This is a genomic window from Priestia sp. 53B2 (assembly GCF_056099005.1).
Map to the genome: position 1 here is coordinate 26,023 of NZ_JBLZXA010000029.1, position 12,252 is coordinate 38,274.

General features: G+C 33.7%; 18 protein-coding genes and 1 pseudogene. 5 read left to right on the forward strand and 14 right to left on the reverse strand.

All coding sequences use genetic code 11. The features are described 5' to 3' along the window. Window positions 1–6: 6 nt before the first annotated feature. Both ACN6NE_RS24400 and ACN6NE_RS24405 read left to right on the forward strand, forming a co-directional pair. Window positions 7–765 carry an amino acid ABC transporter ATP-binding protein gene (locus ACN6NE_RS24400; RefSeq protein ID WP_474327836.1) on the forward strand — a complete coding sequence of 253 codons (759 nt, stop codon included), beginning with the start codon at window positions 7–9 and terminating at the stop codon, window positions 763–765. A 129-nt stretch (window positions 766–894) separates the two neighbouring features. After that, complete coding sequence (locus tag ACN6NE_RS24405; RefSeq protein ID WP_474327838.1) at window positions 895–1,887, forward strand: Gfo/Idh/MocA family protein; 993 nt, start codon at window positions 895–897, stop codon at window positions 1,885–1,887. Between the two features lie 123 nt (window positions 1,888–2,010). Here ACN6NE_RS24405 and ACN6NE_RS24410 read toward each other — a convergent pair whose 3' ends face one another. Genes ACN6NE_RS24410 through ACN6NE_RS24420 form a run of 3 tightly spaced genes read right to left on the reverse strand, consistent with a single transcriptional unit; the run spans window position 2,011 to window position 2,728 of the window. Further along, window positions 2,011–2,160, reverse strand: a complete 150-nt coding sequence (locus ACN6NE_RS24410; protein WP_474327840.1) for a hypothetical protein — start codon at window positions 2,158–2,160, stop codon at window positions 2,011–2,013. Between the two features lie 51 nt (window positions 2,161–2,211). Beyond that, window positions 2,212–2,544, reverse strand: a complete 333-nt coding sequence (locus ACN6NE_RS24415; protein WP_474327842.1) for a YolD-like family protein — start codon at window positions 2,542–2,544, stop codon at window positions 2,212–2,214. Window positions 2,545–2,557: 13 nt separating this feature from the next. Then, the gene (locus ACN6NE_RS24420; protein ID WP_474327844.1) at window positions 2,558–2,728 is read right to left on the reverse strand and encodes a hypothetical protein; all 171 of its coding nucleotides are present in this window, start codon (window positions 2,726–2,728) and stop codon (window positions 2,558–2,560) included. A gap of 57 nt (window positions 2,729–2,785) precedes the next feature. Here ACN6NE_RS24420 and ACN6NE_RS24425 point away from each other — a divergent pair, with 57 nt between their 5' ends. After that, the gene (locus tag ACN6NE_RS24425) at window positions 2,786–2,914 is read left to right on the forward strand and encodes a hypothetical protein (RefSeq protein ID WP_474327846.1); all 129 of its coding nucleotides are present in this window, start codon (window positions 2,786–2,788) and stop codon (window positions 2,912–2,914) included. Window positions 2,915–3,085: 171 nt separating this feature from the next. On the opposite strand, the gene ACN6NE_RS24430 is transcribed toward ACN6NE_RS24425, so the two are convergent. The 6 genes from ACN6NE_RS24430 to ACN6NE_RS24455 form a co-directional block, all read right to left on the reverse strand. Next, complete coding sequence (locus ACN6NE_RS24430) at window positions 3,086–3,952, reverse strand: nuclease-related domain-containing protein (protein ID WP_474327848.1); 867 nt, start codon at window positions 3,950–3,952, stop codon at window positions 3,086–3,088. Window positions 3,953–4,268: 316 nt separating this feature from the next. Further along, window positions 4,269–4,979 carry a hypothetical protein gene (locus ACN6NE_RS24435; RefSeq protein WP_474327850.1) on the reverse strand — a complete coding sequence of 237 codons (711 nt, stop codon included), beginning with the start codon at window positions 4,977–4,979 and terminating at the stop codon, window positions 4,269–4,271. Window positions 4,980–5,244: 265 nt separating this feature from the next. Continuing rightward, on the reverse strand, window positions 5,245–5,790 hold the full coding sequence (locus tag ACN6NE_RS24440) for a hypothetical protein (protein WP_474327851.1): 546 nt from the start codon (window positions 5,788–5,790) through the stop codon (window positions 5,245–5,247). Between the two features lie 303 nt (window positions 5,791–6,093). Further along, the gene (locus ACN6NE_RS24445) at window positions 6,094–7,068 is read right to left on the reverse strand and encodes an HNH endonuclease domain-containing protein (RefSeq protein WP_474327853.1); all 975 of its coding nucleotides are present in this window, start codon (window positions 7,066–7,068) and stop codon (window positions 6,094–6,096) included. Further along, entirely contained in the window at window positions 7,061–8,191 is a 1,131-nt protein-coding gene (locus tag ACN6NE_RS24450) for an MrcB family domain-containing protein (RefSeq protein WP_474327901.1), read from the reverse strand. Before ACN6NE_RS24450 ends, ACN6NE_RS24445 begins: the two co-directional genes overlap by 8 nt. Window positions 8,192–8,355: 164 nt before the next feature. Next, a complete protein-coding gene (locus ACN6NE_RS24455; RefSeq protein ID WP_474327855.1) occupies window positions 8,356–8,742 on the reverse strand; it encodes a (deoxy)nucleoside triphosphate pyrophosphohydrolase in 387 nt (128 codons plus the stop codon). Between the two features lie 484 nt (window positions 8,743–9,226). Between ACN6NE_RS24455 and ACN6NE_RS24460 the strand changes: the two genes are divergently transcribed. Next, window positions 9,227–9,763 carry an LPXTG cell wall anchor domain-containing protein gene (locus tag ACN6NE_RS24460; protein WP_075422368.1) on the forward strand — a complete coding sequence of 179 codons (537 nt, stop codon included), beginning with the start codon at window positions 9,227–9,229 and terminating at the stop codon, window positions 9,761–9,763. Between the two features lie 67 nt (window positions 9,764–9,830). Further along, window positions 9,831–10,484, forward strand: a complete 654-nt coding sequence (locus ACN6NE_RS24465; protein WP_474327858.1) for a class D sortase — start codon at window positions 9,831–9,833, stop codon at window positions 10,482–10,484. An 81-nt stretch (window positions 10,485–10,565) separates the two neighbouring features. Here the strand turns inward: ACN6NE_RS24465 and ACN6NE_RS24470 are convergent, their stop codons facing one another. The 5 genes and pseudogenes from ACN6NE_RS24470 to ACN6NE_RS24490 all read right to left on the reverse strand — a co-directional run. Beyond that, the gene (locus ACN6NE_RS24470) at window positions 10,566–10,709 is read right to left on the reverse strand and encodes a hypothetical protein (protein ID WP_474327859.1); all 144 of its coding nucleotides are present in this window, start codon (window positions 10,707–10,709) and stop codon (window positions 10,566–10,568) included. A 51-nt stretch (window positions 10,710–10,760) separates the two neighbouring features. Further along, window positions 10,761–10,955 carry a YolD-like family protein gene (locus ACN6NE_RS24475; protein ID WP_474327861.1) on the reverse strand — a complete coding sequence of 65 codons (195 nt, stop codon included), beginning with the start codon at window positions 10,953–10,955 and terminating at the stop codon, window positions 10,761–10,763. 1 nt (window position 10,956) lies between these two features. Continuing rightward, complete coding sequence (locus ACN6NE_RS24480; RefSeq protein ID WP_474327863.1) at window positions 10,957–11,463, reverse strand: MepB family protein; 507 nt, start codon at window positions 11,461–11,463, stop codon at window positions 10,957–10,959. 119 nt (window positions 11,464–11,582) lie between these two features. Continuing rightward, window positions 11,583–11,930, reverse strand: coding sequence for a hypothetical protein (locus tag ACN6NE_RS24485; RefSeq protein ID WP_474327865.1), 348 nt, complete (start codon window positions 11,928–11,930; stop codon window positions 11,583–11,585). Between the two features lie 161 nt (window positions 11,931–12,091). Then, window positions 12,092–12,196: pseudogene (locus ACN6NE_RS24490) on the reverse strand (DUF8096 family protein); the annotation flags it as partial. Between the last annotated feature and the right edge of the window lie 56 nt (window positions 12,197–12,252).

Sequence of the window (12,252 nt, forward strand, 5' to 3'; positions counted from 1 at the left end):
GAAAAAATGTTAGAGATTAAAAATGTACATAAATCATTTCATAAGAACGCTATCCTCAAAGGAGTAGATTTATCTATTGATAAAGGTGACGTGGTTGTTATTTTAGGACCCAGTGGATCTGGAAAAACAACTTTATTACGTTGCATCAATTTTCTAGAGAAGGCGGATCAAGGTCATGCATCGTTTGGTGATATTAAAGTAGACTTACATCATGCTAAGAAGAAAGAAATTCATGCAATTCGACAAAAAGTAGCCTTTGTATTTCAGAATTACAATTTATTCACTAATAAAACAGCTTTAGAAAACGTTACAGAGGGATTAATAATTGGCAGGAAAATACCAAAGGATGAAGCGATTATAAGAGGTAAGCAAGCATTAGATAAAGTAGGATTGTCAGAAAAATACAGCGCTTATCCAATTGAATTATCAGGTGGTCAGCAACAACGTGTTGGTATTGCAAGAGCAGTTGCTTTAAATCCGGATATTATCTTATTTGATGAGCCAACCTCTGCTTTGGATCCTGAGCTAGTTGGGGAAGTATTATCGGTAATGAAGGCCATTGCAAAAGAGGAAGGAACAACTATGCTCGTTGTCACTCATGAAATCTCATTTGCTAAAGAAGTGGCGAACCGAGTAATTTTCATGGATGAGGGCGTTGTAGTAGAAGAAGGCAGCCCTCATGAAATTTTGGTAACACCAAAAGAAGAACGCACAATCAGATTCTTGAAACGGGTCATACCCAAAGATTACATTTATCAAATTTAATTTTATAATCTACTGTTTTTATAGTTAAAGAATAGAAGCTTATCTATAAAACTCTGGGATAGTACAAAGCAATGGATTAGCGACAAAGTTACCAATTATGAGGTCTAGAATAGAAAGGACTGATATAAAATGAACATCGTTATAATTGGTACCGGAACTATAGCTCACAATAGACATTTACCATCTGTTATGAATAACCCGACAGTTAATTTATATGGGGTATATAACCGTACTGTTGAAAAGGCACAACAAATAGCACAGCAATATAACTGTAAAGTATTCGAAGATATAAATTGTATATGGCAGGATGATGATGTTGACGCCGTTATTATCTGTACCCCACCTAATTCTCATTGTGATATTGCTACCCAGGCATTGAATGCAAAAAAACATGTCTTGGTGGAAAAACCAATGGCAATGTCTAAATTAGAGGCTATTACCATGAATGAAGCAGCAAAAGCTAATGAATGTATTTTAATGGTGTCTCATAATCAGAGACTTTATAAACCACATTTGAAGGCTAAAGAATTAATAGCGAGTGGTGAAATAGGAGATGTATTAACATTTAGAACTTTTTTAGGTATTCCTGGAGTCGATCTACAAAACGATGAACAGCAGGGGCAATGGAAAAGCTCACTTGGTGAGGTTGGGTCACATCGATTAGATTTAATGAATTTTTTATTAGACAGGAAGCCTACTAAGGTATTCAGTCATCTATTTAACGTAAGAAGTATAGAGTCCAACGCCGACGATAATGGTATAGCTATTATTGAATATGAAGATTGTATCACAGGAACCTTTATTTTCAGTTTCACAAGCTTTGGTGCAAGTGATCGAATGACGCAAATTTTTGGCACAAAAGGAGCAATCACGCTATACAGTGATTCCTCTTTTGTAAAAGTAGAAAAGGGGATAGAGGAAAAGCAAGTCTATACATTTCTGGAGGAATTACCTCAACATAAAATTGAAATAACCGATATAGTAGATCGCTTTGTCTCCTCTATTATAAATAATGAAAAACCTTTTGTTACAGGCGATGACGGTATACAAGTGATGACTTTAATAGATGCCATTCGAAAATCAAGTAAGGATGGGAAATGGATAACTCTAGAAGATAAATGAGTAAAAGGAATTTTTCTAGGTTACATATCTAAAGAAACGCAAGGTGAATCTCTAAGTAAGGAACTTCAAAGAGCTGATATAAAAAAATAGATTTTTTTCAAATGCAGATGGTAGAACATAAAACTACTGTGGTTTTTCCACTAGTTGCATCTGAAAAATTTGCGTTTCTTGAATACCAGCTCTTTGGAGTTCCTCTTTAAATGTTTCTCCTTCTTTTAGTTCAATGATTCTCTTTGAGCCGTCACGTAACGTGTATACTCTAAAATTGTACATGAATGTACCTCCACCAAAATAAGTGCTTCTTGTACTCGATTTCTTCAGGAACTAAGCCAAACGAACATCGATGAGCTCGCTTAACCTCATTTTATTCTTTAATTCAAATACGTCATCGATGAAAATAAATAAATCTCCGAGAGAATCAACAAACTGAATGAATCCAGTCTCTGTTATGAATTGGCCTCTCTTATAATAGGTAAGGTACACTTTTTTATTTGTATGTAAGGCTTCAATTAAGGTAAAATTCATCTGTTCCATTTGCTCTTCTGTTAAAACAGGTTGCGTTACTTCTACTTGCTTATCTATAATCTCCTGTAATCCTATGTATTGTTCTGGCAACGTAGCAAAAGGGCGCCATTTTTTCATTCCTCTAGGTTCCATGTTTCTGTCCTCCTTACGATTTGTGGCCTCCAAGTAAGCCATTTCGATAACGAACGGTTGAATGCTCGAGGTGACTTGAAGCCCGCAGCAAACTATTCTTCCCGTAACGCAGCCTAATTTCATCTATCGTTTTGGCAAGAGCATGGGCTCTTTCACGCTGATCAATGTCCTCGAATAAACTCATTTGCTCCTCTTCTTGAATACTGGTGTTGGATATAAGATTCCCTTAGAGGAAAATAAGATGCCAAAGAGTTTCAAACTAATCGTAGACCCACCCGATAAATTAGAAGACGGTGCTTACTTTGGTGAAGATACATTAGGTGGAGAGCAACGTATTAAGTTTGATGAGTATCATAAAGTAGAAGAATAATAAAAAGTCCTCCTGTTTATTCAACGGGAGGACCTTTTATTATTAACGTTAATTGGCTTTTGATTTATTTAGGTTTGCTCCAAATAATATCATTTGAGGTGCTTAGGAATTACAGCAAAAACCCCATCAAAAGTGTAGATGCTGCATTCTATCATGTTCTTCAGATATTATTTAATCAATATAATTAGCATTTTCGATGATAACTTTTATTTCATTTATCTTTGTAGCGTTGTATTTTCTATTCTTTGTCGTGACTTCATTTCTGAAAAACTGGTCAAATTCTGTTTGACTGGTTATTCTAGTTACCTTTCTATTCGTTGACCAATCATGAACAGTTTGATCTCCTTCATAATTAAAAAATACAAGGGCATTTATCCAACCTGTCCAATCTAATTTATCCTTTATGTAGTCACTTAAGATACCGGCTGATTGAGCGACTTGAGATATGGGATTTCCATAGTTTTTTGCAATCAATCCTGAATCTTCTTTATTAAAAACAAGGGTTTCTTCTTTAGAACTGTCTAATAGTTTATGTAAAAATGAAAATTCTGTTCCACAATTGTCTTTCGTCATCCCAAGGACAATGTGTCCTTTCCAGTGTTTTGTTTCAATTAAATATAGACCCTGCGGTAAAATGATCAGGTGATCAAGTTGACGTGTATTGTCATATTTGTCTGGTATAAAAATATTTGGCATAATAATCATTTCATCATGTTTTAGTAGATTGTTACGAATAAAATCATCTTTTAGATCATTTAGTAGATTATGGGTAATGATTTCCCCTCTATTTCGATAATTTTTTCGTATATCCTCGTTTATTCTCTTCAGCTTTTTTATTTCTTCTTGATGTTTGATTTCATTTGTTTCAATGACGGTTTCATAATTGGTTACTGCAGTTTCTAGGTATGCTTTTTGCTCTTCCTTGATTGCTGCTTTTTCTTGTTCGTATCTCAAACCTAATTTCTTATTCCTTTTTATTTGTAGGATAAATAAAGCAATACATCCAACTAACAAAACAGATAAAATAAAGTACGCCATTAAACAGCCTCCTCATAAGTATTAATATAAGATTAACTCTCTTCCCTTTTTCAATTATCTCATGTGAACCACTCTTGGATTTTCTATTATTTCATATATCTTACCATTTGGAATTATTAAACTAAACTTCCCAAATAGTCCAAAAATGATTATAAACAAATCCGTTCCTGGGTTAACGCAATCGTTAATAAATAAGAAAAAGAGCCGCAATTACGACTCTTTGTTACTCTAAAAAGGGATCCTCAAAATTTTTCCAAATTGATGATGAAATGAAGTGTATTTACCATATAATAACATTACTTATCGGATTTTGAGGTTATTTTACAGGCTCTTGCAATGAAGATTTAATGCAACTTAAAAATTTGTTTAAAAATTCTTCTACCTGATTCAACATGTATTCACTGAAGTTCTCTTTTAAGATAATTTCCTGACTCATACTTGGTTTTATATAATCGTAACCAATTTCCTTCATAATTCTTCTCAATCTTTCTGAGTCATTATCTTCAGGAATTCTTCCATTGGAATGAGTAATATTATTTCTAATTTTGGTTAATTGTATTATAAATTCCCATTCCGGACATTGATAAGGAAATTGGATGCTCATCTCATCTTTTATATAAAGTCCAATTGCCTGAATGTTGCTAATACCTTCTCCTAATTTATCTCCATACTTTTTATAATCAAGATAAGGCTTATACGTATGAAATTTTTTGAATGCTTTTGAGTTTATGTCTATCCGTTCCAGTCTAGCTAATTCGTAGCGATATGCATTATAAAAACGCATGAGAGCTTGTTCAAGTGCTGAATATGTAGACATAACAATTGAATAACGTAATAAGGTCGGGTATGCGATATCTAAATCTCTTACTTTATCCTCGTTTTTATCCCATTCAAATCCAGCTTCCTCGGGAGACAGTCCTTCAGTTGCTTGTTCTAGGTAATCTATGAATTCTTCTGATTGCTTTTTTATTTGTACTTCTACTTCTTCTGAATACTTCCGGATTGACCTTAAGTTCATACTTGCCAATTTTATTATGACTTGTGCTGTTATTAATTTAATTATTACTCCTCCTCTTTTTGCTATTTAAGTATCGTAAATAATTTTTAGAAACAGTATTAAAGTCTGTTATGGTAAAAGATTATATAGTTAAATCTTGATAAATAACTTATATTTTAGACCTAGTTGTTATATATTAACAAACTTGAATAGTAGCGTTTACATAGGTAAGCTTTTTATGTGATTTGGAGATAATTTACCAATTCTTTTATTGATAGCTTTAGGACTTATCCTTTTAAAATAGTCTAGGAGGACGCCCTTTATTCTCAACGACTTTACGAACATGTCCTTCCCATTTTCCAATGATTTGATTCCATTCATAATCGTTTAAATAATCATCAATTGGTTTATCTAAATCAAATTCAGGAAGATAAGTTCCTGTAACTCCTCTTTCTAAGATTCCGTCTGCTATTACTCCTTTTTCACGGAAAATTAAAATAGGTAGCCCCACTTGGAACGCCATCGCAGGCTCTATATGACAATAAGGGCTAGTAACCCAACTTCCGGACACATCTTGAGGTTCCGCACCTTGCATATCTGTACCTGATCTAGCTTCCCCTTTCTCAATCAAAGTTCTACGAAAAGCTATGGTTAACAATCCATTGGACTCCATCATTAACCGTCTAATCGCTACCAAAGGTTCTTCCATATCATAATCGGTAACCCCTAATGTTCTTGGTTGAAATCCTCTTTGTTCTAAATACCGAATAACACGGTCAATAAATTCCTGTTGTCTCTTTAAATGCGGTCTAGGATAACTTAAAAAGATAGATATTTTCAAAATTATTGCTCCTTAATAAATTAAATAAAATATAAAAACATGCAATTTACATTTTACAACATTTTTCGTAGTTACCGTTTGAGTTCTTCATTTTTTATCAATAGTTAGATCGTCATTGAGATGTTTATTAATGATTAAATTTTAAATACATACAGTAATGATCCAGATGCAAGTTATGAATAAAATAAATGAATAATAGAAGGTATGAATGTACCCTGTAAAAATAGAGCTCATTCATACCTTCTATTATAGTAACAATTAAAGAGTTTCTTTACTATTAATTAGTAAATCATTCCTTTAAACTCAACCTTTAAATGAAGTCCAAACCTTTTTAACATAATCTTTTTCAACGGCAATCTTCAGCTGATCGTAATCGCGGGATTTTGGTTCCATACGATCAAGTAGTAGTACATTCCTATTTTCTAACCTTATAATATCCTCTTCTAAGGGAAGACGATTAGACTTTGTGGAATTTTCCCCTCTATGACAGTAAACTAAATTCCAAAGATCATCGGAAAACATATAAGACCATGGTATAACATGATCCACAGATACATCCATATCATCTATAACTCCATCACAATAAAAGCATTTGCGCTGGCCATCTTCAAACATTAAATCAAGGTTCTTATGAAATTTTTTTAAAGAGGATCGTTTAATGTTATCCTCGTCTATTGCTCTTACCTTTCTTGAAATCCTTGGACTATAGTTAAACCCCTCTAGCATTTGTGTCCATCTATAATTTATAAAAGTAAATAGAAAATCACTATGTTCTTTAAGTTTTAATGCATTCTGCTTATTAAAATAAACTATTCTTCTGTTACTATCTAAGGTGTATATTTCATAGGTAGTACCATTAAGATTTTTAAAACGCCAACAGACATCTTGTTTTAATGTGTTTGCTATTTTTTTGACTGTTTCTTTATATTGTTTTTCTAATTTAAGTGAGTGGAAGTCTACCTTCTCAAACCTTATTGGCTGTATCTTACCTTTCTTTTTGAAGAAGACTTTAATCAGTTCTTTAGTAGATGTCATCATCTCAGGTGGTTTCTTGAAGCTAGGACTTTGTATAAGGTCAAAGTAAATAGTTTGATTCCAATAATACTTTAAACAAAGTTTCGCTATCTCACCAAAATCAAATGCAATAGTTTCCTCTTCAGAATTCTCCTTAATTTTTAGCGATAACTCCACCAGCGCCTTACTCCATGCCATTTTATATGTGTTGTCAAAATTACAGTTTATTATTAACTCATGCCATTGTTTAATATAACTATCCACGTTCTTCTCCTTTAAGAGATATACCATACACTCGCTTAAGCTCAGAAAAATTAATTTCTATACCTATATTCTCTAGACGTTCTTTACGCTGATCATATAATTTTCTTAGTAGTTTTTCCTTGTCTGCATCCGTGCCTAAATGTATAAGACGATGACACAATGGGCAAAGGCTTGTTAGGTTTGCTAGTTGGTCTAAGTCGTATTGAAACTCACCTTGCTTACCCATTGGGATAAAGTGATGTGATTCAACATAAGGCATGTTAGTAGACTTTGAAATAAAAGTTTCATGAGATGAATCAATTTCACATGTATAATTTGAAAGCATCAATGCCTTTGAGGCCTTAGCTGCATTTCGTATCCATTGCCTTTTACCGCCTTTATTAACTATTGGCTCAGGTCGATCTTTTTTCTTCTCTTCCTCATAGATATCTTGAGATTTTTTAGAAACAACAGACTTCTGAACTGCTAATTGATACTCTTCCTCACTGAACTCATCTTCTGGGTATAAGCCATCTTCATACAACAATATGTAATCATTAAACTGTTCTATAGATCGGTTACCAATGAGCCCTATTACTTCCCTATAAGTTAGTAGCAATCCCTGTAAGTCATTAATAATTTCTTCTTCGCTTGGTAAATTATCGATGTCATAATAACGTCCACAAATGTGTCCTAGCTCATATCCTTTGGCAAGGTCACCTTTACCTTTTAAGTCAATGTTTAAAAGCTTCATGTTATAAGGTACAGTATTAAGTTTATCTCTAACAATAGAAGCTGTCTTTCGAATTTTTTCTCTACCTATCTTTGTTCCGTACTTATCTTTAAAATAAGTCCATCCTTGGTTTAAACTAATATACAGACCACTTCCATTAGCGTTGAACAAATAAACAATATAGTATCCTCTTGTAGCTGAGATAGTTAAATCTTTTATAAAGATACAAAGCCATGGTATCTCCGCCCACTGACCTTGTCCAACAGAGCCAACCAAACGATAGATATTAGGGTCCAGGTTAACCCTTTTGATTAGAGCCTCTTTCATTTTATTCCTCAAAACCTCTCCAATGGAGTGCCCTTTAAACCTTTCTGTTTTGGCTTGTTGATACTCAGTCACAACACTCTTCAATATATTACGAATATGTACTTCAAAATCATTAATATCGGTATGGTGAATACTTCCATCAATTTCACTTCTGTTCAACTTCAATTCCTCCTACCATTGCACACTTAAATGCTTTATTAATTCTTGATTTGTTAGAACATCAGAAGGTTATAATCTATGTTCGAAACTCATATATACTCTCTCTCTAGTCTTTTTACTATGGGAATATCAGCAGGAGCAAAATCAAACCTTGCTAATTCTTTTATAGTGATCCATTTTACATCATCATGAACAACTGGTGTGACCTCGCCATTCATAATCTCTGCCCAATAGAATAATAGATGAATGGCCTGATCTTTGGAGCCATATACATTATCGTCATAGAAAGAGCCAATTTCTACTTCTACTCGTAGCTCTTCTCTTATCTCCCTTGCTAGACACTCTTCAGGTGTCTCACCAGGTTCCAACTTGCCGCCAGGGAATTCCCATTTACCGGCCAAAGGGTCTTTTGAATGCCTTTGAGCGATTAATAGTTGACCTTTCTCTTTTATAATTGCAGCCACAACCTTCTTCATAAGAACACCTTCTTTAAATTTCCTGTATTGTTTTTCCTTTATTTTACCTGAATAGAGTGTTCATTCCCAATGTGGGACATTTTATTAACTGCTATTACCTATAATGATCCTATTGTTCCATAACGAAGGATATCTTTTTAATCTTTCAGAAAGAGGTATATCAAATGGATAGTTACAGAATTAACGAGAAAAGTACACCAATTATAAGCTGGTCAGAAGAAAGAAAAAAGAAGCAATAATTCAAATTGCAAATAAAAAATAAGAGGTTTAATTGAAGAGAAAAACGGGAAAACATTACTCATTTAAAACTAGTTTAATTCAATAAAATGGATAAAAGTAATAATATTGTCATATAAAACAGAAGAAATTGACGAATAAAGGGAAATTGTAGATAATGCCCCAGATTATTGTTGAAGTTGCCAGAAAAAGAGTTTAATATGAAATTGTTAGCAAATCTGACACACAATTATTGGGGGTAGGAGAAATGAAAAAAGTAACATTTGCTTTGGCGGCAGCGTTAACATTTGGGGGAATTGGTACCGTAGCAACTACAGCATCAGCAGAATCAAACGGTTTAGATAAAGACTGTTCTGATTTTAAAGGCAAGCCATACCAAGAAGTAGTAGACTACTGGAATTCAAAAGGTTACACGGCAACAAATGATCCTGAGAGATTAGATGGCTGGGGTAACAAAGTAGACGATGGTATTCCTTGTGAAGCTCCATCTGACTATGATACTTCTAAGATTAATGGCATTGGTAAGAAAGAAGAAGCTACTTCAGAAGAAACAACTAAAGAAGAGACTACTACAGAACAAACTACTGAGGAGCAACCTGCAAAAGAAGAAACTGCTACTAAAGAAGACAATTCTTCTTCAGAGCAAAAAGCTACTTCTGACAAAAAAGAAGGCGAAGAGCTTCCTGAAACAGCAAGTAATAATCCACTTGGTGTAGCAGCTGGTTTGGCTGTTGCGGCTGCTGGTGTGGTAGTATTTACTCGTCGCAAAAATTCAAAAGCATAATATAATGGATATATAAAATAAAAGGGACGGGATTATTCCTGTCTCTTTTTTATAGAGGTGCAGTTATATGAGAATATTAGGCATTTGTCTATTTGTGATAGGCATTTCCCTAGCTGGTTATTCATTCTTTGAGTGGAACTTAGGAAGATCATCTTCAGAGACCTTATCTCAGAAGGAAATAAACCATTATGAAGTAAAAGAAAAAGAAGATGTAGGCCAACAAAGTACCGAAGTAAAACAAGAAGATTCAATTAGCAATTTGAATTTAGAAGAGGTCGATACAAAGTCTCCAGATAAAATGGAGGACTATAATTACAACAAAGGTCAAAAAGTAGCGAATCTTGTTATTCCTAAACTCCAATTAAAATACTCAGTATATTGGGGAACAGATGCTGATACCTTAAAAAGAGGCGTAGGGATGTTTGTTAGTGATTTAACTACTACTCCAAAGGGAATGGGACACACAGTATTGAGTGGGCACCGCGACACCGTATTTACAAGGCTAGGTGAACTTAAAACGGGTGACAATCTAATTGTAGAATTTGATAATAAGCTTTATGAATACCAAATTAAAAAGATTTGGATTACACATAAAGAAGATCGGACAGTAATTGTTCCTAAAGATAAGCCTACACTGACACTAACAACTTGCTATCCATTTGATATGATTGGAAAAGCACCTGATCGCTACATTATTCAAGCTGAAATGATAAATAACTAAAAGTGACTTACCATTAATAGGTATGTCGCTTTTTATTATGTTTAAAAATTTTTTTCGAATCCAAAAAAAGTCCTGATACAATTATTTTTCCACTAGTTGCATCTGAAAAATTTGCGTTTCTTGAATACCGGCTCTTTGGAGTTCCTCTTTAAATGACTCTCCTTCTTTCAGTTTAATGATCCTCTTTGAACCATCACGTAACGTGTATACTCTAAAATTGTACATGAATGTACCTCCACCCAAATAAATGCTTCTTATACACGATTTCTTCAGAAACTAAGCATAACGAACATCGATGAGCTCGCTTAATCTCATTCTATTCTTTAACTCAAATACGTCATCAATGAAAATAAATAAATCTCCAAGGGAATCTACAAACTGAATGAATCCTGTCTCTGTTATGTATAGACCTTGCTTATAATACGTAAGATGCGCTTGTTTATTCGTATGTAAGGCTTCAATCGCTGCCACTCTAGGAGTATAGCTTTAATAATTCTTGGTAGGGAAAACCATTAGTATTATTCGTCTCAACAAAATATTCTAATTGCCATTTTTGTGTTTCAATCGCTTGTTTGCTAGTTGGTTTATCCCATATCGGATACACTCTAATTGCCATTTTACCTTTTGTGGTAGCCGTTTTAAGGATATTTTGTTTTAAAAGAACTTCTTTTGGAAAAACGAATTGTCCAAATCTATTTGGACTAGTGAAGGTATTAATAACCAATAAATCAGTAGCTTTTCCATATGAAAAGGCTTGGTTTTTATGAGTCTCATCTTTTTCCCAAAAGGATACAAACTGCCCTACCTTATTAGGTGTAGTTTTCGCCACCCTAAATCGTACGGATTTTGAATTCAGCTGGAATATACCAGCCCCATAATCTGAATTCTGAGCTTCTTCTCGAATAGCTTTTATAACGAAATGATTTGGTTCATAAAAGTTCTCATTTACATATGTTAATGCCCTATAAAATTCATTCATTATTCTTACCCCTTATATTTACAGTCCTAAGCTTTATTCAATAAAAACTCTAAAGTTTTCCCGATTATTGCTATCACTTATATAGAGTTGATTGTTTGTGAATGACATGCTTGTACATCTCAATCCCTGTGATTTTGTAGTCGTATCATCAAATGATTTAACTTATCTGTATCTTTTTTAAAACACTTAAAAATACGAAGCATTACATGATAGTTTTCTCCACCTCTAGAGGCTACCAGTTCATGTTCTTTCAATTCTTTCTCCACTTCATGTTCAAGCACTGTTACAACTTCTAATTCATCTACCTCGTTTAATGCAACTCTGCAAGCAAGTAATGCGATACAATAGTGATATCCAATGCTATCGTAGTCAGGAAAGCAACTGTCGCCAAGCAACTTCAGCTCGTACGGTTGTATAGTTTTAATCACAACTTCTGTTATCTCTTTAGAATCAGCAAATGGTGCCATACGTAAACAATGTTTGCGATTGAGTGGGGTAGTAGAAAATGATTTTATTTTTCGTATCAATTTCTTTAACAGTTCTTGATTTTCATCGCTTAGAGAGTTTTTTTAGTTTCTAATATATCAACTATGCATTCCATATTCATACTCCTTATAGCTCTTTATGATTAGATACTCTTCTTCATACCGCATTGGCGACATTCACGTAAGAAAACGCCACCTTTTACGGAACTTTTGAAGTAAGCTGAATTGCAATTATCACATCGACCACTAACCTTATTAACAATACTATAATTATTAGAGGATACTATGTTTAATATATAACATG